The following is a 22,738-nucleotide window of genomic DNA, read 5'->3' on the forward strand; positions in this document are numbered from 1 at the left end:
GTTGGGGTCCATGATGTTGCGTCCGATCTGGGTCAGGGCCATCTGGAACTTTTCTGCCAGCTCCCCGTTCGCTATCGTATCAAACGTGATCGCCATATGCTGTGCTCACCTCCTTTCCTTATCCAAAGAATGCACTGGCTGCATCCTGAGGCTGTGGTACCGGCGGGGATGCTGTCTCAGGAGCAGAAGGCTGCACAGGCTCTGTCTGCTCTTTTTCCTCTGTTGATACATCTGCAACCACCATATCCGCATCAGTCTCCACATAATCCTTCGTGCCATCCTCATGAATGACGGCCATATCTGCATCAATGGCCTGTATCAGGTCAATCGACATGATCCCCCACTTGCTGATCAGCTGGCGGAGCATTGTCTTATACGCCATGCCATCAAAATCCTTCGCCCAGAATGTCCACTTTGTTCCTTTCTCCAGATCCTTTTTATATCCCGGGCTGAATTTCTTTGCATGATTCTCCATCTTTTCCCGGCTCCAGTACATGGACTTTCGGAAACCATTGGTATACTCAAACATGGCGTAATATCCCATAGTCGGTGTATTTTCCCGCTCATCTTCATCTTCGATCAGGCTCACCTCAATTTCTTCATTCAGAGGATCGAACCGGACCAGTTCCCCCTCCTTGATTGCCAGCACAGTAAGCTTCTTATACTGACCGCTGCGGGTAGCCAGCTGGATATATCCCTTATATCCAAGCTGGAACTGAGCCTCCTTCTCTCCCTTTGACCGGTTATCATACGGTACCATATAATACTGGCCCAGCTGGGGGCTGGGGGAAAGGTTCAATGACTCCCCCAGAAGTGCAGCGCTTAATATGCTGCTGTTGGTACACTCCTGCAATGCCGGATTGACTTGGACAGCAGAAACGATACTGGAAATAAAACGGGTGCCGTTCTTTCCTCCTACTACCTTATTGATCTGGTCTTTTACTGCATCCTGGGTCAGATATGCAGTAAGCCCTGTTTTCCTCTGCCTGTTTGCCAGACTGTTATTTACTGCCATGATTCCTTTTCCTCCTTAATTCTTTGGTACCGGCTCAAACCGGATGCCGTTATCATTTAAAAACGTTTTCAGCCTCATCAGCTGTGCCATGGTGGCGTATACCCGGAAGTCGATCACATTGACCGGGTCCTCTACCGTTTCCATCTTCTGGGGCATCTCCTTGAGCGGCTCCGGTGCCCTTCCAGCCTGCATAACCCGGTCGGCCTCTGCCTTTCGGGCGGCCTCACGTTCTGCCTTTCTCCGTTCCTGTTCTTCCATGTACAGGCGCCGGTTCTCCGCTTCCGCCTCCAGCTGGTTCCGTTTTGCCATGGCGGCGCCGATATCATAGGTCTGTAAAAATACCTGCTTCATATCCCCGGCATAAGGGCTGTCCACCTCATTCAGGATCGCCAGACCCTCATCTACCTTCTGGATCAGTGCAAGGATCTCCTCTTTGATGGACTTCATGGTAGTGGATGCATTGGCATACTGGGGCTTCATCACCCGGTCAAAGGGGAGGCACTGGCCGATATCATGGATATTGGCCTCATAGAACTCCTTGATCTTTGCCGTCTTTTCTTCCCTCTGGCGGCTCTCATAATCCTTGATCTGAGTATCAATCTTATCAATGGCACCCTGGACGATCCCGGTCAACTCCTTGATCTGCTCACCAAACAGCTCATCCGGCTCCAGCAGCTTCTTGCGGATCGCAGTCCGCTCTCCCTTCACGGCCTCTACAAACTTATTCAGCGTGACCCGGTCGGCCTTGGCTGCCTTGATGGTTTCATCTGTGTAGACGGTTGCCGCATATTCCTTAGCTTTGGCTGTAACCTCTTCCTTCAGCTCCTCGAAATTCCATTCGATCTTCTTTAAATATCCGCCTTCCTGCGGATTATAGATTTTTAATTCCATACGTTCCTCCTCTGCCTTTATATCGTCGGGAGAAGCAAATCCGGCCTGTGGCCTTCCACTACGCAAGTCCAGAAACGCTGTTCTGCTTCCACCAGATACCGGATATCCTCCTCAATGTCCTTTCTTTCGATGAAATAGTGCTTGACTGTAATCCGCAGTTCCCCATGCCATTCGCTCTTAAGCTGGGCTTTCAAAACCGCAAAATCATACTCTGTCACTGCCAGATAATGGAGCACCTGGCAATAATAATTGTCCGGTATCTTACCATTCCATTTTTCACGCTGCATACTCTGTAGAATATTAGTGGTCTTGATTTCCAGTATCCCGCGCCGTCCCTGCTCATCCACCAGCTCACCATCCAAAGAAGCATGCATCCACGGGTACCGGTCGTTGATGAACATATTATCTTCATCGTAGAATACCTGATATTCCGGGAAATCCATGGCGAACAGTGCCCGCAGATGTTTTTCTGCTTCTGTGCCGTACCGGACATAATCCTTATCTGAAATATCCTCCGGCATCACCAGCCCCATCTTTTCTTCCCACAGCTGCACGTTGTCTTTGTACGGGTTCATACCTACACAGGCGCTGGCATCCGACCCGCCGATATGGTTCTTCCGGCCCTTAAGCCATTCCTCCCGGCTGGCAAATATATGCTTAGTGACTGCCATCCGCAGTGCCCTCCCTCCTCATAATCTTTCCGCAGTTCGGACAGGGTGTAATCTCCCTAAGGAGGGACCACATCCGGACACCGCAGGAGCAGGTCAGGAAGTAAAACGGGGATGTGATCCTGACCTGGCTGCCGGGGTATGTAGTGGGGCGAGTCATTTGGACAACCTTTCCAGGCATTTCTCCTTCGCTGCTTTTTCCACGATACGGCTTAATTTCATCAATGCATGTGCAGCTCCTAAATCATTAACGGCCACACGGCTAACTGCACTCACCATACTTTTAGCAAGGCATTCAACAAAATCATCTGAGGATATATTTTCTCTCTCACCTATGCAGATCACCGTTGCCTCCACTCCATCCTTCTTCTCATTGCCTGTCAGACAGATTGCAAGAGCAATCTCGCTTTCAGCTGTCCTTTTGGCCCCATTGTATGAAATTGTTGTGTTTACCATTGATTTTTCTCCTGTTCTCCCTCATAATAGAGGGTGTTGATTTTTTAACGCTTGGACCCGTCACAGTTGCCGCTGTGTAGGTCCTTTTTCTTCTTGTAATTCAGGCACGGATACATCCTGCTCCGTTCTATGCACCGATTCTTATTGTGGCAAGTACCACAAACATCCTTGTCCATCGTCCTCACCGCCTTAAATCTCAGAAACTGATTCACTCACCGGATCGTAAGCCAGCCGGAATGCATCACCATTACTATCTCTCAGTTCCGCCTCACGGGGGCCGATCATCTCAAAAGCAAAGCACTCCAGTGCAATGTCTCCCCGCCGCTCTAACTTTGCCAGACACTTGCGGATCTTATACTCCGCTACGGTTGTTGCCTTCTTCATCTTCCTCACCTCCTCTCACAGTGCTATTATTCCGGTAGCCACCAACAGCAACACTGATTCCATCCCCAACAGGAATGCCATCACCGTAGACAGCCTGCCAAACAGCCGCACATCCTTATGGCTCTGATCCAGCTGTTCCCTCATGATCCGGCCCAGCTTCAGAATCTGCTTCTCTTCTTCCTGAGTAACTACAACGCCCTCCACTGGGGGCTGATACTTAATTACTTCTGATTGCATTTTCTTCTCCTCTCCATATGTACCCAGTCCACTCCCATAACTTTTTGGGACTGATATAGTAATTGGTTCTTTTTCCTGATTCCATCTGTTTGATATCTGTAACCTGCCGCTTGTCCTGAGTTGCTATTCCTATAGGCAGCCATCCAGAAATGATTCCTGCCTGAATCCAAGTAGCATCCTTTCCAAAAACTCTTGCTGCAACGGCTACCGGAACACCTTTCTCTCCGAACTCGGGTACAGAATTCTCACTCATAAGCATACGAGCTATATGCTCTCCTATTTCCTTCGCCTGAGTCAGTTGTATTACGCTCTCTGCCATGCTCTCACCTCCCTCATTCTCAAACTATCTTGTCATTTCTTCCCCTCTGACCTATACTGTACTCACAGGTGCTGCAACACCGAGTACAAAAGAGGGGAATTATTACTACATGTCCGAAATTGACAAAGCGATACAAGCTTTCACCGCAAATCAAAAACTGATTGAGCGCATGACCAGGGATCCATTTTCTCCTATCGTGTATCAACAAAGAGAACTATTAAATGCCGCTACAGCATCAATCCGTTTTTCCAATGTGTTTTCCACCCAATGCACGGTACCAACAGGAATTTTCTCTGGTTTCAATCAGTATGTAAAATTGTCTAAAGCAATAACTTCCAGCATTGGCGGATACAACGCAGTAATTCAAATAATTAATGAAATGACTTCTCCCATAACAAACGTCTGTAGAGACATGAGTGTATTTAGCCAACAAGAATTTCAATCTGCAATAAGCCCTTTGCTTTCTTCCATAAACAACATTCATGTCTTTCCAGATTATGTTGAAGCCCCCGAAGTATTAATATCTGATAAACTATCAAAAGCAACACCAGAAGTACTTTCACAATCTTCTTCAGCCAAGAAAAAGTTGACTCGTTCTGAAGTAGCATGGCTTGTAACATTTTTGCTCACTCTTCTTAGCTGGTTGTTTCCAGATCCACTATCTACTCTTCAAGAAAATACAGATATGGAAACTTTTTCAATTACCCAAGAACAGGGCGAGCAAATTATTGAATGCCTTATATCATTAACTGAATACTTGGAAAATCATCCAAGCCAAATGAATGATGCTACTTCCAGCCATCCAGTGCCTGATTTATTGCCTTCAGACTCTCAACTTGATATTGCAACACCTGACTCTGCAATTCAGTCGAATTCTGAAGTTGATTCCAAGCCTGATAATACTGAATCGAGTTCAAAAGCTGAATAACCATGGTCGCTGTTATAATCCACATTCTCCAATCAGAATGTGGTTTTTCCTTTTCTTCCATCTCTCTCACCTCCCGTCCTCAGTCTCAAATAGATAGTCAATAGATTCATCTGTTCCTAAGAAGTGTTTAATTTTTACACATTCTTGCAATGTTAAATTGCTTTTTCCATTCAATTTTAATGACATTGTGGTAGGAGTTACATCAAGCTCTTTTGAAAGCTGAAACTGGGTAATTCCTGCTCTTGCCATTTCTGCTTCAAGATTACGGTACAATTTTATCACCTCCTTATCGAATTTTCGTGATTACAGTCTTGATTATACTCGAATTTTCGTGATTGTCAATATATTTTTATGATTTTTCGTGATAAAATTAAATTTAACAAAACCTTTGTATTGATTTTTCGAGATTTAGATGATAATATGAAATTAGTTCAAATGAATGGAGGTTGTAAAGTGAACGAATTAGAATCGAATTTGAAAGAACTAATTATTAGTAATTACGGGAGTTTAAAAAAATTCTCCGAAAATATCAATATGCCATGGACTACCCTTGATAGCATTTTAAAAAGAGGCGTGGCTAATTCAAATATAAGCAATGTGTTGAAAATTACTAAGGCACTTGATATCAATGCCGAAAAATTGGTTGATGGAGAAATTATAGGCAATACTGAGCCACATACCATTGCCGCCCATTTTGATGGAGATGAATTTACAGAAGATGAGCTCGATGACATCCGAGCCTATGCTGAATTTGTGAAAAACAGACGTAAATAAGGGGGAATTTGTTTGACACAATTAGAAGAATTAGAGCAGGAAGCTTACGATCATGATATTCCTGTTGATTATGTGCAATTTAAAAGTGACCGTTTGAATGGACTTTACATAGACGGTTCCATTGCCCTGCGCAAAGGAATGGACTCCGCCCAAACTGCTGATACACTGACAGAAGAGTTAGAACATCACTACACAACTGTAGGAAACATTTTAGATCAAAACAATACATCTAATAGAAAACAGGAACGCTTGGCTCGTCTCAAGGCCTATGATCGACGCATTGGCCTCTCTGGCATTATACAAGGACATCGCCAACACTGCCGGAACCATTACGAATTGGCTGAATGTCTTGGTGTAAGCGAAGAGACCCTGAGAGATGCTCTCGAACTATACCATGAAAAATATGGCTGTTATACCAAATTAGATGGCTATTTTATAATGTTTGAGCCTACATTATCCGTAATCGAAAGTTTTTAAAGATTAAAAGAAAAGAGGGGTTGATATGAGTAATAAAATGCAAACAAAAATAATATTTCTTGTTACTTTAGGCATATTAGATATAGGTTTTATTTCTCGTTTTTCTGAATACAGTGTATCTAATAAGATAATAGTAATTCTTTTTTATGCTATTACTATTTGGATTATCCGGAGCATTATTTGTGAAATCAAGAAAGTTAACCTAGAAAAAGCGAACTACGAAAAAACCGTTCAAGAAACCATAAGCAGTATACGAGCTGGTGGCATTCCTAAAATAGAAAGCTGTTCTTTAATCTTAAAAGATGGTGAATTTGCTTGTAATGAAGTTCAAACATATCTAACAGAAACAAAAAATAAAGCTGTCGGGAGTACAGGCTCTGGAGGTGGTGTTAGTGTCCGTGTTACTAAGGGAGTCTATGTCCGTTCGAGTTCAGGAAACAGTCGAAAAATTTATAAAGATGTTACAGAAAAATATTTCGGAAGTTTTATTATCACAAACCATAGAATTGTGTTTATGAATAACCAAAAAGGATTCGAGATTCCTTATGAAAAATTAACAGGACTTATTTCATCTGGAAAATATTTGACTTTACAATCAAGAAATAAATCATATACCATTTTTGTAAATGAACCAATTGTGTTCGAAGAATTAATTAGAGCAGTAGCAAAACTTTAAATAAAACAGCAAAAACCGCCCCTGCGCCAACAGGAACGGCTTTTAGATAAATTCTGTACAGGCCACGGAGGCCAAATACAATGTAAGATTTAACCACCTACATTGTACCACACCTCCTTACACCTGTACAGGTGTATTTTTTATACGCAAAAATGTGCGACGTCGCAACAATAAGGAGGAATAATTATGGCACTGATTCAATGTCCGGAATGTCAACTGCAAGTCAGTGACAAGGCCCTGGCCTGCCCTCATTGCGGTTATCCGTTGAATCGAACGGTTATCCAGAACAATTATAAAAAACGTGCCAGACGAAAACGGCTGCCTAATGGTTTCGGAAGCATCACAGAAATCAAAGGCAAAAATCTGCGCAACCCCTTTTGGACTCGAGTCTGCGTTGGAAAAACAGAATTCAATAAACCCATACTGAAACCGCTGAAGCCCAAAGCTTATTTCCCAACCTACAACGAAGCTTATCAGGCCCTGATAGATTATAACCGCAATCCTTACGATCTTAAAGATGATATTCTCGTTGAAGAACTCTATGAGAAATGGACCGATGCTTACCTGAGCACCTGTGATGAAAGCTATGCTCGTACGATCACATCCGCCTGGGCCTACTGTTCCAGCATTTACCGGATGCGGGCAAAAGATGTACGGGCAAGGCATATAAAGGGAGTTATGGACGAGGGATACCGCATCGAAACACGCGGAAAAAAGAAAGGCGAGAAGGTATTTCCCAGCGCTGGAACAAAGGCGCGGATAAAATCTCTCTTTAATTTGATGTATGACTATGCACTGGAATATGAAATTGTGACCGTGAACTATGCCAGAACATTTGATATATCAGAAGATATTATGAAAGAAAAAGAAGCGTCGAAGCGAAGCCACATCCCCTTCTCAGACAATGAGCTTAACATCCTATGGGAAAATGTCGGAAAAGTGAAATACATAGACTGGATCCTGATCCAATGTTATATGGGATGGAGGCCTCAGGAGCTTGCCCTGCTCCGTTTGGATGAGATCAATCTCGAAGAATGGTATATGCAAGCCGGAATAAAAACGGATGCCGGTAAGCAGCGTATTGTCCCGATCCATACCAGAATTCGAGACTTGGTAAAACAGAATTATGATATTGCCATGTCTCTGGGAAGCCCATACCTCTTTAATGATAAGGGGCAAACCCATGCCGGCTCTTATAAAATTACCTATGATAAATACAGCTATCGTTTCAAGGCTGTGATGGCAGCGCTCAATCTCAATCCAGAGCACCGCCCTCATGATCCCCGAAATACCTTCGTCACCAGAGCAAAGAAAGCCGAGGTTGATGAATATGCATTAAAGGAGATGGTAGGCCATAAAATTCAGGACATCACCGAATCCGTTTACACTCTCCGGGACCTGGAATGGCTGCGATCAGATCTTGAAAAAATCAGGTAGGGCCAATTTTCAGCCCTACCTGACGGTAAACAAATACGGTAATCAAATAATAAACAAGTAGTAAACAAGTTATGTGCATTTTCCTACTTTTGTATACTTTTCCGTACTGCTTAAATCCTTGATTTTACTGGATTTCTTAGAACTTGCCTTCCTTAGCAGCTTCCTCGATCGAAACAGCTACAGCTACGGTAGCGCCAACCATTGGGTTATTACCCATACCGATCAGACCCATCATCTCAACGTGAGCCGGAACGGAGGAAGAACCTGCGAACTGCGCATCAGAGTGCATACGTCCCATGGTATCGGTCATACCGTAGGATGCAGGACCTGCTGCCATGTTGTCAGGATGCAGGGTACGGCCTGTACCGCCGCCGGATGCTACGGAGAAGTACTTCTTGCCCTTCTCTACGCACTCCTTCTTGTAGGTGCCTGCTACCGGATGCTGGAATCTGGTTGGGTTGGTGGAGTTACCAGTGATGGAAACGTCAACGCCTTCCTTCCACATAATAGCAACGCCCTCTGTTACGTCGTTAGCGCCGTAGCAGTTAACCTTTGCTCTTAAGCCCTCAGAGTAGGACTTTCTCCACAGCTCCTTAACCTCGCCTGTGTAGTAATCCATCTCTGTCTCAACGTATGTAAAGCCGTTGATTCTGGAGATAACCTGTGCAGCGTCCTTTCCTAAACCGTTTAAGATAACGCGCAGAGGCTTCTGACGAACCTTGTTTGCCTTCTCTGCGATACCGATTGCACCTTCAGCAGCTGCAAAGGACTCATGGCCTGCCAGGAAGCAGAAGCAGTCAGTCTCCTCTTCCAGAAGCATCTTGCCCAGATTTCCGTGGCCTAAACCAACCTTACGCTGGTCAGCTACAGAACCGGGAATACAGAATGCCTGAAGGCCCTCGCCGATGGCAGCAGCAGCGTCAGCAGCTCTTCTGCAGCCCTTCTTGATCGCGATGGCTGCGCCTACAGTGTAAGCCCAGCATGCATTCTCGAAGCAGATCGGCTGGATCTTCTTAACCTGAGCATAAACGTCAAGGCCTGCATCTTTTGTAATCTTTTCAGCTTCCTCGATAGAAGCAATGCCATAGCTGTTTAATACGGAATTGATCTTATCAATTCTTCTCTCATATGATTCAAATAATGCCATCTTCTTTATCCTCCTAATTGGTCCTCATCATTCTTTGCGTGGGTCAATGATCTTAACAGCGTCATCTACACGGCCGTACTGTCCCTTTGCTTTCTCCCATGCAGTGTTAGGATCGTCGCCCTTCTTGATGAAGTCGGTCATCTTTCCAAGGTTTACGAACTGGTAACCAATAATCTGATCTTCTGCATCCAGAGCGATGCCTGTTACATAACCCTCAGCCATCTCCAGATAACGCGGACCTTTCTTAAGAGTTCCATACATAGTACCAACCTGAGAACGCAGTCCCTTGCCCAGATCCTCCAGGCCGGCGCCTACAGGAAGTCCATCCTCAGAGAATGCACTCTGTGTTCTTCCGTAAACAATCTGTAAGAACAGCTCTCTCATAGCAGTATTGATCGCATCACATACCAGATCAGTGTTCAGTGCCTCAAGCAGGGTCAGTCCCGGAAGGATTTCAGATGCCATAGCTGCTGAATGTGTCATACCGGAACATCCGATGGTCTCAACCAGAGCCTCCTGAATGATACCCTCTTTTACATTCAGAGTCAGCTTACATGCGCCCTGCTGGGGAGCACACCAGCCCACACCGTGTGTAAGACCGGAAATGTCTGTAATCTGCTTTGACTTTACCCATTTTGCTTCTTCTGGAATTGGAGCAGCGCCATGATGAACGCCCTGTGCAACTGTGCACATTTCTTCTACTTCATGTGAATAAATCATGTGTTAAAACTCCTTTCAAATTGAAATTTGATGTAACAGTTTAGGACGGCGTGATAGCAGAAACAAAAACAGACGTCAAACTTGCTTGTACGCACAATTTTTCCCCTGCCTTCACATCGGATGGACATCCGATTTCTTCAGTCGGACTGAACATCCGGCTGAAGGATGCCGTCCTGCTCCATACAGTTTAATAAGTATCGTGTTCCTTGTTAATTTTATCACGTTATACTCGTGTTTATTTTCTCACAAAATACGACATTTGTCCAGTGATTTATCCCTGTTGCAACTGCCTATTTTTGACTCTTTTTTACAGAAAAATCAGCAATTTTTATAGATTCTCTTCCCTTTTCTGACTCTTCATGGGGAATGATGGCATGCAAAACCAGGCGCTTTCCCCAACCGTGACAGGTAGAAAGGGTCAGAAAATCTTCATTTTCATATTTTTTAATCCCCGTATCATAAAGAGACTGTTGGGACATCGCAGTAAAATAGGCTTCCCGCTCTGTTTTTGTCATCCCTGCCTGATACGGTGAATGATCATTTTCCTGAACCACATGGCAGGAAAAAATAGGGCAGACAATCCATTTTCCCTGCCTGAAAATCCGAATACAGGGCGATTTTCTAAAAAACTCCGAATCCATATAGGCCTTAAGGCCTCCAAACATGGAGCCGTCTTTCATATTATGGCCATAGAGAACCGTGTGGCCGGACGCAAACGGTTCCGTAAACGGATCTGTAAAAATTACTCCCGATACGCTGTCCTTCCCCTCAAAGCTGTGGTTCAGATAAAAGGAAGTGTCTTTTCCCCTGACTACAGGATAATCCATCTCTGTTTCCGGAATATGGAGCCAAAAGGAATACTCTGGATTCATCATCCGCAGCATTTCTTCATCCGGCACTCCCCCATTCTGTTCCCCTTTCTGAGAAATGCCGTTTCCATCTGCCAGAACGATATTTAAATCCCCGTCTTTCTCTGCAAATGCGTTATTCCGGAGAATCTCATAATCCCTCCTGGCCTGATGATAAAGCTTTGATACCGAAAGAAAATGAAAAAGACATACGACGGAAACAACCAGAAACAGTATCGGAACAAAATATCTCCTGCACGGCTGTTTTTTTAGAAAAACTCTCCGCGCACAAAGCCCCAGAAAAAGGGCAACCGCTCCCAAAAGCAGCAAATCCATCAAAAAAATGGACTTTCCTGCTCTGATCCCTTCTGTTATCACACTGTTTTCTGCTAAATTCTGCCCCTGATTTTTAACAGCTGCTCCATTTTGCCCGGCATGTACCAAACCGCCGTACTCCACCCGGCAGTCCCAGACCTTCCTCTTTCCATAAGCAGTCAGCTTCCTGTTTTCATCCCCTGAGCTCGTATCTTCTCTCCGGATCCCCTGAATCTCATAATCTGCCTCTGAAAGTCCGGCTGCCTTAAGGAACTGTCCGCCCCGGGACAGAAAGCCCTCCGGCTCTCCATCCCAGATTACTTCCTCTTCCAGTACATATCCCTGAACATTTTCTCCTAAAACAGAAAGCTCCAGTTCAAAATCCTCCTGCCAGCGCTCATTGCCATATTCTCTGTGGATCTCCGGAAAAATTCTCTCTTCTGTTTTACCTGTCTGAGGATTTTTCACTGATATACGGGCCGTTTCCGGAAGAATCTCCCTTTTCTCTACCGCTTCATACAGAATCGTCTGGGAAATATTCTCCGTATTTCCCTCACAGACCGTCTCCGCATGAGCGGAAACAGAAAACAGCAGACAGGCTCCCGTCAAAACGCCAATCACTGCCAGCATTTTCATTGTTCCAAAGCGTCCCTTTCTCTTTCCTTCACGCTCAGGCAGAGTAAGGAACATTCCTGCAAAAAACAGCAGTGACAGAACCATCCATTCCCGGTACGCCATGGTATCTCCGGTGCGTATGCTCCCTGAGCCGCTGCCTGAACCATACGTAAAATTGCCAAACCGTTTTTTCGGCTGATACACCGCCCGTATCTGTCCCAGGGTCTTCTTTCTCTTAAAATTATAAACCGTAAGACTTCCCTCTGTACCTCCGTCCTCTTTTATGGTAAATTCACAATAGCTTTCCGTTCTCTCATAGCCGTCAGGCGCCATTGTTTCATAAATACGGTACGTGCCGGGATGGGGCGCATGGAACACAAATGTACCCTTTCCTTCTGGATTTTCTCCTGAAATTCCCTCTTGTACGATATGCTCTGCGCCCGTCTGCCCTTCCACGCTTCGGATTTGCAGAGCGGCTCCATCCAGAGCTTCCTTTGTATCTCCGTCCAGTTTTCTTATAATTACCTTCATTTCCCTGTCTGTTATCTCATAATCCCCCCGGTATATCTCCCCCTGGCTGACTGTAAAGCTGTGAAGTACCGGATCCAGTCCATAGCCCTGAGGCGCTTTTGTTTCCCGGAAGGTATAGGTTCCATCAGAAGGCTTTGGGATGGAAAAATATCCCTTTTCGTCACTTACTGCCCGATCCATCTCATTTCCCCACTGGTCATAAAACGTAAATTCCGCTCCTGGTACAGGCAAATGATTAACATCTGTCTTTTTAAAGGAAATGTACTCCTTTTGAGGCCTGTGGCTGCCTCCGCCGCCGGAAGAAGTGATTTTCGTATTCGCAAAGGAAAATGTCTGAATTTCAGCGGATTGATCCTCTATTTCAATTTCCATATCCTCTGCCCTTTCATAGCTCTCAGGCGCATACAGCTCATGGATCCGGTAGCTTCCCGGCTTAAGCCCCACAAAGGTCTTTGGGGTGTGCTCTTCAGAGGTCCACTCCTCTATCACTTCCCCTGTATCCGTTCGGATCAGCTGCAGCCTGGCTCCTGCCAGAAAAGCTCCGGAACTACGGTCCGTCTTGGCAATCTGTACAATGACTGTATAATTTTTCATCACCAGCTGCAAAGCCTCTTTCATACCGTCTGCAATGGTAAAATAAACAGGCTCTGCCAAAACATTGCAGCCCTCCGGCGCTTTCTGCTCTGTAAGGCGGTATTCTCCTTCTTTAAGCCCCTTTTCTAAATGAGGCTGATCTCCGCTGATCCACTCTGCCGCTGTTTCCCAGCGGATTTTCCCCGTATGGCCTCCGTCCTCCGCAGATATCTTTCTTTCTAACCGAAGCAGGGCGCCTTTTAACCGTTCTCCCGTATCTCCCAGCTGTTTTTCCACCTTCACCCGATTACTGTCGTTTTCCGGATCATGCTGCACGTTCAGGATCTTCGTCCTTTCATCCTTATATTCAAACTGAAATTCAAAGTCCGGAGCTGAAAGCATATGGCCGGGAGCTGCCTTTATTTCTCTGCACACATAGGTATAGGGGACAAAGCTTCCGTTAGAGGCCAGATACCCGGCAGGCTGCTTTTCAAACACAGCCCTTCCTCTGAAATCGGTGACTGCCTTCTGACAGGAAATTCCCAGCGTTTTGTTAAAGAGCTCAAATTCTGCTCCTTCCAGTAAAAGTTCATGATCGTCTCCATCATGCTTGATAACCTGCAGCACCCCATCGGGGATTTCATCCTTCATTTCCAGTTTCTGAATTACTCTGGAATCTATAACGGAAAACGGCAGATCTACGGACTGTAAAAAACCATAGGGCGTCATTTCTTCTCTGAGAATATAATCCCCGTCCGGAATATACTCAATCAAATGCGGCTTTAAATCCCCTTCTTCAAAACCCTCCGGGATGGTTCCCGCCTCTGCCTCTTTCTGTGTATATTTTCCATCATTTCCTGAAATCCACCTTGCTTCTTCCTCACGGCAGCTCCCATCCTTTTCCGGGATATGGAGGATCAGCGCTTCACTGGATATCCTTCCATCTTCTGATACCGGATAAATGGAAAGCTCCGCTCCGGCCACCTCTTTCCCGCCGGAAATCACACGTTTGGACACAGAAAGCTTTAATGGCTCATCCTTCATAGACCACTGTCCTACGGATACCATATGACCCTTATCGGGAATCTCAATCAGGATTGGATCTGCTGTGGCATACCCTTCCGGCGTCTGAGTCTCCGCCAGTACATAGCTTCCCACCGGCAGATATTCCATCCGGACCGATGCATTCTCTGTATAATAATACCTTCCCTGAAAGGTTCCAGGGATATCATTATACTGATAATCATATTTCATAATAGGGTAAAGTCCTGCTGCATCCGTTTCCACCCGTCCGGTAGCTGCCACTTTCTGTCCATCCTCCCATGTAGCTGCCCGGAAGGTAAATACAGCCAGATCCTCCCGAATGGCCGGATGGCCCTCTTCCATCACCGGCCTTCCCTCTGCATCCAGAAGGGCTCTGTAAAGGGTAAGTCCTGTTTCTGTATCACCGCAGAGCACCTCGTCCCGCTTTCCATCCAGTTTCCAAACCTCAATGGCTGTAAAATCGTCCTCCATTTCAAAGCTCTGAACATGGCCTGTTTCCTGTATTTCCACATTGACAGACTCCGACTGTACATAGCCCTGGTCATAAGGACAAAGCGTTTCCTCCAGCACATAAAATCCAACGGGAATGTGGTCGATCCAGTGAGGTTCATCCGTAGGGATGGGATTTCCCTGTGAATCCTTTTTCATCACGCCTTTATCATCATACGCATATCCGCTGATCCAGGCGGCCCAGGGCTCCCCCTTTTTGTAAATACCGGTTTCTTCTGTTTCCGGTCTCCCATTTTTATCCAAAAGAGCTCTGTAAAGGGTCATCTCTGCCCCTTTGATCTCCTTTTGTGTGCGGATATCAATTTTTGCAAAGGCAGCTTTTGTAAATTCATCCTGATGGAAATATTTCTGAGGTCCTTTCCTATCCTCAAGGATCAATCCCTGATACGGAGCCTGGACATATCCCTGCTCAAACGGAACGCCTTCCTCCTGTAAAATGTACGCTCCAAAGGGAAGGCGGGCGATCACATGAGCTTCATCCATCCCTTCTTCCTTTCCATCCGGGCCTGTGCTTTCTCCTGTAACCCAGCGTTCTTCTTTCCATACCGGCTCTCCGTTTTTATAATATACCGGAAGTCCGTTTTCATCATCTGCGCTCTGCTTGTCCTTATAAATAGAAGGCGCTCCTCCGTTTTCTCCCACGCAGATCGAACGCACCGGGATTTTTTCTCCCTTTTCATCTGCCCGATATGCAATGATCCTTCCATAATCATCCCTGACATAGGCCATACCGGAGGCTTTATCTGCAAAGCATATAACATTTCCTCTCTCATCCAGTACCTGCAGTTCTCCTGTGTGGATATCCTCCCGCAGCCGTCCCTGGCTCTTCTCCTTCTCTAAATCGTAAAAATACAGCTCTATGGGTTCATTGGGCTGCTTTTGATCCTCCCAGAGATCCAGCTTGCCCGGCCCCAGATCTGTACCGCTTTTTAACAGCTCCCTGTGGGTACCTGTATGCGTATTTACTATTTTTTCTGTCCTTCCCTCACGGCTCAGGACTGTAACACCCTCATACCCGCCGTTTTTCTTTGGCTCCAGACAGCTTCCTTCATAAAGCACCAGTTCTGCCCCGGAAACCGGCCGGTCAAAACGGATGCCTTTTCCCGTAAATGTACCATCCAGCTCATACAGAAGCTTCACCCGGTCCATAGCCTTTAATTCCTGCTCGGTTCCCTCTATTACGTGTTCGGAATATGAGTCAAAGGCCTTTGTTACATAGCCGGTCCATATTTGCTTTTCCTGATCAAAGGTAATTTCCCTAACATCCCCTCTGGCCTCCAGCTTTTCCTTTCGCCCGCTTACTTTATAGAGGAGAAGATCGCCCCTGTCATTTACATAAATTTCCTCCTGATTTCCTGTAAAGCCTCCGCTTGCTTCTTCTTTTCCCTGAGCATCTGTCTTTTTTAGGCCGTTCCCATTTCCAACCAGAGAATCGCCGTCCTCCGTCTTGTAGATCCAAAGCTCTGATGGGTAATCCTGTACAGGTACCTCACTTACCTTCTCAGTGCCTCTGCGGTTTTCCTCCCCGGTTACAGGAATGGCATATTCATACTGTCTGGCCGTTTTTCTCTCCCAGCCATTCCCTTCCTTTAAGGTGTTTTCCTCATAGTAAACGACCTGGTCTCCGTAAATCTCAAAGGCTACGGGCCGGCTCTTTGTATATCCCTTCGGGGCCTGAACCTCTACCAGCACATAGGCTCCCGCTCCCAGAGGACGCGCCGTTTCGATATAGCCCACAGGTACCTCACACAGTCGTCCGTCAATCACCAGCTCCTTTAAGGTAGAATAGGATCTGAAAATTCCCTTTTTTATCCCATTTTCATCTAGCTGGCTGATCCTCTGGCTTTCATCATAAAGGGGAATCCCATCCTCATCCAGCCGGATGGGAACATCACTTTCAGAACTATTGTCTGCTCCCACTCTTGGGTAAAGAATCTGCTTCCCGTTTTCATCTTTCACCGGCTTTCCCTCTGCATCCACAGCCGAACCGAAGAGGACCTGTCCGCTTCCTCCTGCCGTGCCGGTTCCTGTCTTTTTTACATCCCGCTTGGCAGCATAGATACGAAAAAGAGCCCCGTCATGGAAAATAGTTTCTCCCGTTTCTGCATCCATCTTTTCGATCCGCAGCCTGGAGCTGAAATAGGTATTTTCAACATCCTCCTGAGCAAAGGAAACATAGTTAAAATTGGCTCCGCTTCCTGACGGATAAAGCGTTTCAATGCTTCCCGTATCCGGATTGACCCGGTCTGTGGCAGGGGCAAGAACCGTCCAGGGTACAAGCATGGGAGCAAATTTACCGTGAATTGCAGTGCCTTCCCCTTCCATTACAGGAACCTGATCCCGGATCTGCACCTGTCCGTTTTCCGTTTCATTTCCATCATAGACAACCCCATCCATGATTCCCTTATTCTCACTTTCACTGGTATAGCCACTGTAATAAGCCTTTACCGCCGGATTGGCTCCATCCATATATTCTTCTTCATAAGGTTGTGAGGAAGTAAGGCTGTGACCGGGACGGCTGTTTAGATCCAGACCGTATTTATATACCTCAAATTCCCCATCCTGACCGTTCGCCCGGATCACATGGCTTTCTCCGTTAAAACGGATCTTATACTTACGAACCAGTTCCTCGGCAGAATCTGTACTGTTATAACGGAAATAGGAACTTCCTGTTTCATCCAGAACATTTTCTTCCCCGGTCTGCTCATTTTCCACGATTTCAGGCACAAAAGGAAGCGTAATTTCTTTTGGTTCCTCAATCCGATAATGACGGTTTGCCAGCTCACCTTCAAGGGCAGAAGGCTGCTGCTCAACCATCACATATTCCCCGTAAGGGAGCATGATGGAGGTATCAAAATAATCATCTTTCCCATTCCGTGTGCTGCACTGAAGGGTCTTTTTATCCCGGTCTGCACCCCCTGACGGATCCCGATCCCAGGCAATCGAAAGTTTCTCATCCAGTCCCTTAAAACGCTCTGTATAAGCTTTGGCCTCCTCTTTGGCCTGTGCAAGAGCCTGCCTGTAGGCCCTGTCTTCGTTCAGATCTGGCTGTTGCTTTAAAATCTCCTCCTTATATGCTTTTACATCCACATAAGACAATGCAAATTCTGTCAGCTTCTGTTCCGCTGCCTCAGTTCCCGGCCTTTGGTCTGCCGCATACAATGCATCAAAAAACTTTTTATAATTCCAGCTTCCGTCTGCTTTTTTCTCTAAAAGCTTCTGCCCGCCGCCATCCTTTGGCGGCAGAAAATGAGCCTGAACTGCCTCTGTAAAATCTTTGCTGCTGATATCCTCTGACAAAAGATTTCCTGCCTCATCTGCATAGAGATTTACAAGATCGCTCTTTAAATATAACCGGAATTTAAACTGATCCAAAAGCTTTGTTCCTCTTCCGGAACCACCGAAAAGTCCCAAAAGCGCTGTCATGGGATCATTGTGGACCGAACCGTATGTGTTTACATTTTCATAGGATTCCTGTGAAATGTCTTTGGAAACCCTCACAGACTGTTTAATCGCCCGTTCCAACACCTGAACCGGTTCTTTTTGCGTCTCCCCATCCTGTACCGGCTGATTCTGGCCCGGATAAGACAGCAGCACCGGCTTTATATAGCTTCCCGGATCCTGTTTTATGATAGAAGAAGCCACATCCACAGCCGCTCCCATTTCATGGATCAGATACTGATTATACGGGATTGCTGTTCCGTGAAGCTCGATGGTCTTTTTATCCGTAACCGCCCGAAATACATCCTGTACGTTCTGTCCTTTGACCGATTTCGGAATAAAATGGATCGTATAGCTGCCTGCGGATGCATCCCACACGGCCTCCACAGGCTCCTTTGCCAGAGTCTGGTATACGACCTCTTTTTCTTCATAAACAGGCACCTGCTCCATCTCAGGAATCGGATTTCCCTGAACGTCAAGCAGGATTTCCCCCTCCTTATAACACTCATAAACCGGCTGACAGCAGACTGCAGCATGATCCAGGGTGTTTTCCTCTAAAAGTACCTCGCCTTCAAGCTCTCTCTTTTCTTTCAGCGTCACTGTACGGCTTTTGAGGCTGTAGGTTCCCTTTTCGTATTCCAGCCAGTAAATTCCCTGCTCCGCTTCCTTTTTTACATACATCCGCTGATCTGCCCGGTCATAAATACCGCTCATAGGAGGAATGTTTCCCGAATGATCGTAATGCAGACGGGCAAACCACTCTCCCTCTTTTTCATAGACCGCTCCCACTCCGGCGCAGTCATAAAACCCATGCTCTGTATACCAGTCCAGTATCTGACTGGCCGCTGTGGAATTATCCAGAAAAGAATTTTCTTTTTTCAACGGGATATTGACCCAGGGAGCACCCATTTCTTCCGCTGTCAGATGATAGCCAAGCTGAGCCAGCATGGCCTCTGCCTGCTCCTTTAAATAATCCTCTTCCACAGGCTGATCCCATAAGGAGAGATCCTCCGGCTCTGCTGTGCCAAAAGGATAGGGAGCTGTGCGGAAACGGTAGGGAAGCGTCTCTTTTAAAGGAAGCTTTTCCTCTTCTGAACTATCTTCTTTTAATATAGGATTTCCATGCTCGTCTGTTTTCAGTTCACCGCCTGCAGCCTTTTTATAAACAGGCGTTCCATGTTCATCCACCTTTTGCTGCGGTACTGTATTTACAATCTGCTTTACATTTTCCCTGCGCTCCTCCGAACTCAAACGGTAAAACCACGTATGCTCCGGATAGCCTGTAATTGTAATATCATAGCCATTTTCTGCATCATACGATTCGATGGTAAAGTCATTCCAGGAGCCGTCCGCTTCCATACTGTTGTGATCAGAAAGGCCATTTTTCACCCAGGCTGAACCGGAAGAAATCACTGTAACGCTCTCATCTGCCTCCCGGTTTGTCTCTGCCTTATTAAGGCCCTGCACAGAAAGCTCATATCCCTCCGACCGGCTCAATTCCATAACGTAATAGCTGCCCATGAGAAGGGGACGTCCAATCCAGACCGAGCCGTTTTCTGACTTATAATCCGGATAGATTTTCGTTCCAAAGCCATGATCGGATGAGGTAATCTGACTGCCCTGATACAGATTTTCAGGCCCCGTAAACGCAGAAACTTCTGTACCGCTGCCATTCCACAACGTACCCGGACATTCAGTGTATGCTAAAAATGAGGCGTTCCCCTCCTTGTCTGTGGCAGCGATGGCTGTCAGCTGATCCCTGCCATATACGACACCGCTTTTCCCATCCGGATGAATAATGTCCTGAGCAGCAAAAAGACCGTATACCGCTCCCTCTAACGTGGCATTTCCCTGAGTTTTTCCATAACTTCCTTCGGGATTTCCTTTATAAAGCTCCAAATCCCGCTTATTGATATGAATCCGTCCCTCTGTCCGGTGATCCCAGATTTTGAAACGATAAAGACAGCGAAGAGGATCCCCATAATCGGAAGGATCCATTGGCTCCAGATCATCATCTATGAAATCCGGAAGTACAGCATAAAGACTGTCCCCCTCCTCCTCATCCTCTGACAGAAATGAAAAAAGTGCTTTTAAGCTGAATGGGTGTTTCTTCTGATCCTCTCTGATTTTTTCTCTGGGAGCAGAGGTATATTCCGGTTCGGATAGAAGGAAGGGGGCAACGGGATGTTTTATGTATTCAAACTGCTCCGTAACCGGCATATCTTCCTCCTCCGGCAGCAGTCCTTCCTCCTGTTCCCCCTTCTCTGGCAGCTCTTCCTCCCGTTGTGCATCATTGGATGTAGCCAAAAAGTGTATCGGAGCAGAGGAAAATGGACTTAAAAGACGGCTGCGCAAATGAGGACTTATGGCAATTTCGGCAATATCCGGATCCCTTTTCTCTGCTACGCTGCCGGATTCCTGGCTGCCCGGCTGGTTCCCGGCTTCTTGTCCGCCAGTTTTCTGACTGTCTGGCGGATTTTCTGAGACTTCTCCACCGACTTCCTGACCGCCCGATTGATTTCCAGCTTCTTCTCCGACATTGTCCTGCTTGTCTGACGGATTTCCCGAACTTTCTCCACTACTTTCCTGCCCTTCCGGCGAATTTCCGTTTACTTCTCCGCCGGTTTCCTGCTTATCTGACGGATTTCCGGCCTCTGTTCCTTCCATTTTCTCATCTTCCGACGGATTTTCGACCCCTTCTCCTTCCGTCTCATTCCATCCTGACTGTCCTCCCGCCTCTTCCTTATTCCCGGCTTCTCCACCAGTCTGCTGACTGTCTGGCCGACTTTCCAGTCCCTCCTTATCCGGTTCCTGTGTGCCGGCCTGCTCCTGACCTGACGCACTCTGGGTCTCCTGAACACCAGTCGTTTCCCCGGCACTTTCCTTCTTTTCCGGTTCTGTACGTTCCTGTTCCCGGACTTCAAGGATGCTCCGAAGCTCTTCCAGACCCATTTTCTCCCCTTCCGGGAGCAGACAGCGGTATCCCCGCTCCTCTCCCAGCGCTTCTAAGCTCTCTCCATACGTTTTTAAAGCTGGAATCCCCATTTCACCGGAAACCTCCATCTCACCCTGCCGTACATTGCCTTCTGCCTGGGCAGACATAAGAACTACGGTTTCAATCATGGGGTCATCGCGGTGCGTTCCGTGAATGGTATACCCGTTTCTGGCCTTTTTCTCCTCTGCGGTGTACCCATACTCCAGACGGATAAAATTTTCATACGTCTCATCCCTGTCCTCCAGCATTGCTTCCATGGCTTTTGTGCTCTGGCTATGGTTATCTTCGTCCTCATTTCCCACATGAAAGTCACAGGTTCTGCTGCAAAGCTCCTGTTCTGCCAGCCACTGGCTGCGCAGTCTTTCATTTTCCTCCTCACAGCTGCATTCCTCTGCCTCGTCTCCTTCCCCCTCTCCCTCATGGTCGCATTCAACCCATTCCGGCGCAGGATGGCCCATACAGTAGGTTTTGCTGTAATGATAACCACGGATATCGCTGTGGGAAGCTGTTCCGTTTTCATCTGTGGAAATCACATCACAGAGAATACGCTCCTCCGGTTTTGGAGACATGCAGTTTACATAAACCTCTCCTGTGCTTCCGTCCGGATTTCCCTCCTCATAGCCGTGTTCATTGACCTGACCGAAATCAAAGGTTTCCCATACGTTAAACTCAGCCTCCTCTAAGGGCTTTCCTGTTTCTGCGCAGTATTTTTCCACCTGCACCTTATAATTGGACTCAAATACCTCTTTATGCCTGTAAAGTTCCAGTCCCGGACCTTCCTGAGAGTCCAAAGACGGGCCTGCTTCAAACCAGACCTCTGCATCCGTATCCGCCATATCCAGCCATCCCATCTGCATCTGGTATTTCTCCTCCGGCTGGAAAATGTAAGCGTAATACTTTGTTTTAATTCCGCTTAAAGGCCCGGAAGAAATCCGTCCGGAAGGTGTTTCTCCCTGATAGATAAAGGTAACAGAAGTTCCGTCTGCTCCTATTTCATAGATCCAGTTCCCGTCCGGAAACTGCCACACTGCATTCTTAAGCTGGGGGCAGCTGCTGATATCCAGAGTAAGCTCATATCTCCCATCCTTGAGCTCCATTCTCTGCTGGCGTCCGTTCCACTCCGGAAGGTCCGAATTTCCCTGATTTTCGTATTCCGCCAGACCATTTTCCACATATTCCCGCATCTCATGGAAAAATGGGAGCACCTTTCCATCCCGGATCACGCTCTCTAATTTGTGCATCATCTCCTCCTGCACATCCCAGGCCTCCTCATAGCCTGCAAGGCACCCCCAGAGATAGGTCTGCACCATAGCATATCGGGTCTTATCATAATAATTCCCGGACACCATCCACTCATAAGCTAATGTCATAGGAAGATACCGGTCAAAGCTTCCGATGACAGGCACAGATGCTCCCGGCTCTGCGTCATACCGGGTATAGGATGACACCGTATGATTGGGCAGCTTTTTTCCGGGCTGAAGGCAGAAGGCCGGCACATGGCCTTCCACCGGATTTACATAGTAACATGTAATCGAACGGTGGCTGTGTCCGAAAATATTGATGGGACGGTTCTGAAATGCATCTCCCCGGATGATCATTTCCACCGTGTTCTCCTTTGCCGCCGACTGGAAGGGAATCCCCGTAATGAGAATAGCGGCTGCCAGAAAAAGGGCGCAAAAACGCCTCCAATGTCTTTTATTCACTTGTTATGTCCCCCTTGGTTTCTCCTGAACAGTT

General features: G+C 46.7%; 16 protein-coding genes. 5 read left to right on the forward strand and 11 right to left on the reverse strand.

Features of this window, described 5'->3' with window-relative positions:
* Positions 1-118: 118 nt before the first annotated feature.
* The 7 genes from WKT10_RS12090 to WKT10_RS12120 form a co-directional block, all read right to left on the reverse strand.
* Positions 119-1,015 carry a recombinase RecT gene (locus WKT10_RS12090; protein WP_340277419.1) on the reverse strand — a complete coding sequence of 299 codons (897 nt, stop codon included), beginning with the start codon at positions 1,013-1,015 and terminating at the stop codon, positions 119-121.
* A gap of 15 nt (positions 1,016-1,030) precedes the next feature.
* Positions 1,031-1,906, reverse strand: coding sequence for a DUF1351 domain-containing protein (locus WKT10_RS12095; protein WP_340277421.1), 876 nt, complete (start codon positions 1,904-1,906; stop codon positions 1,031-1,033).
* A gap of 17 nt (positions 1,907-1,923) precedes the next feature.
* Positions 1,924-2,577 (reverse strand): lambda-exonuclease family protein, encoded by a 654-nt coding sequence (locus WKT10_RS12100; protein ID WP_340277423.1) that lies wholly within the window; start codon positions 2,575-2,577, stop codon positions 1,924-1,926.
* Positions 2,578-2,730: 153 nt separating this feature from the next.
* A complete protein-coding gene (locus WKT10_RS12105; RefSeq protein WP_340277425.1) occupies positions 2,731-3,030 on the reverse strand; it encodes a hypothetical protein in 300 nt (99 codons plus the stop codon).
* Between the two features lie 189 nt (positions 3,031-3,219).
* On the reverse strand, positions 3,220-3,414 hold the full coding sequence (locus WKT10_RS12110) for a hypothetical protein (protein ID WP_340277427.1): 195 nt from the start codon (positions 3,412-3,414) through the stop codon (positions 3,220-3,222).
* 15 nt (positions 3,415-3,429) lie between these two features.
* Positions 3,430-3,651: a hypothetical protein gene (locus tag WKT10_RS12115; protein WP_340277429.1), complete on the reverse strand. Its 222-nt coding sequence runs from the start codon at positions 3,649-3,651 to the stop codon at positions 3,430-3,432.
* Complete coding sequence (locus tag WKT10_RS12120; protein ID WP_445293019.1) at positions 3,632-3,970, reverse strand: hypothetical protein; 339 nt, start codon at positions 3,968-3,970, stop codon at positions 3,632-3,634. The genes WKT10_RS12115 and WKT10_RS12120 overlap by 20 nt, the downstream gene beginning before the upstream one ends.
* Before the next feature lie 109 nt (positions 3,971-4,079).
* On the opposite strand from WKT10_RS12120, the gene WKT10_RS12125 reads away from it, so the two are divergent.
* Positions 4,080-4,898: a hypothetical protein gene (locus tag WKT10_RS12125; RefSeq protein ID WP_340277431.1), complete on the forward strand. Its 819-nt coding sequence runs from the start codon at positions 4,080-4,082 to the stop codon at positions 4,896-4,898.
* A gap of 66 nt (positions 4,899-4,964) precedes the next feature.
* On the opposite strand, the gene WKT10_RS12130 is transcribed toward WKT10_RS12125, so the two are convergent.
* Positions 4,965-5,171 (reverse strand): helix-turn-helix transcriptional regulator, encoded by a 207-nt coding sequence (locus WKT10_RS12130; RefSeq protein WP_340277433.1) that lies wholly within the window; start codon positions 5,169-5,171, stop codon positions 4,965-4,967.
* A gap of 180 nt (positions 5,172-5,351) precedes the next feature.
* Between WKT10_RS12130 and WKT10_RS12135 the strand changes: the two genes are divergently transcribed.
* From WKT10_RS12135 to WKT10_RS12150, 4 genes are all read left to right on the forward strand, one after another.
* Entirely contained in the window at positions 5,352-5,672 is a 321-nt protein-coding gene (locus WKT10_RS12135) for an XRE family transcriptional regulator (protein WP_340277435.1), read from the forward strand.
* A gap of 12 nt (positions 5,673-5,684) precedes the next feature.
* On the forward strand, positions 5,685-6,149 hold the full coding sequence (locus tag WKT10_RS12140) for a hypothetical protein (protein ID WP_340277438.1): 465 nt from the start codon (positions 5,685-5,687) through the stop codon (positions 6,147-6,149).
* A 25-nt stretch (positions 6,150-6,174) separates the two neighbouring features.
* A complete protein-coding gene (locus WKT10_RS12145) occupies positions 6,175-6,825 on the forward strand; it encodes a hypothetical protein (protein ID WP_340277440.1) in 651 nt (216 codons plus the stop codon).
* A gap of 186 nt (positions 6,826-7,011) precedes the next feature.
* Positions 7,012-8,262, forward strand: coding sequence for a tyrosine-type recombinase/integrase (locus tag WKT10_RS12150; protein ID WP_340277441.1), 1,251 nt, complete (start codon positions 7,012-7,014; stop codon positions 8,260-8,262).
* A gap of 136 nt (positions 8,263-8,398) precedes the next feature.
* Here the strand turns inward: WKT10_RS12150 and WKT10_RS12155 are convergent, their stop codons facing one another.
* From WKT10_RS12155 to WKT10_RS12165, 3 genes are all read right to left on the reverse strand, one after another.
* Entirely contained in the window at positions 8,399-9,409 is a 1,011-nt protein-coding gene (locus tag WKT10_RS12155; RefSeq protein ID WP_066546720.1) for a GGGtGRT protein, read from the reverse strand.
* A gap of 27 nt (positions 9,410-9,436) precedes the next feature.
* Entirely contained in the window at positions 9,437-10,129 is a 693-nt protein-coding gene (locus WKT10_RS12160) for an iron-sulfur cluster assembly scaffold protein (protein WP_066546717.1), read from the reverse strand.
* 290 nt (positions 10,130-10,419) lie between these two features.
* Entirely contained in the window at positions 10,420-22,704 is a 12,285-nt protein-coding gene (locus WKT10_RS12165) for a SpaA isopeptide-forming pilin-related protein (protein WP_340277444.1), read from the reverse strand.
* Between the last annotated feature and the right edge of the window lie 34 nt (positions 22,705-22,738).

This window comes from Enterocloster sp. HCN-30185 (genome assembly GCF_037890305.1).
Classification (GTDB): Bacteria; Bacillota; Clostridia; order Lachnospirales; family Lachnospiraceae; genus Enterocloster.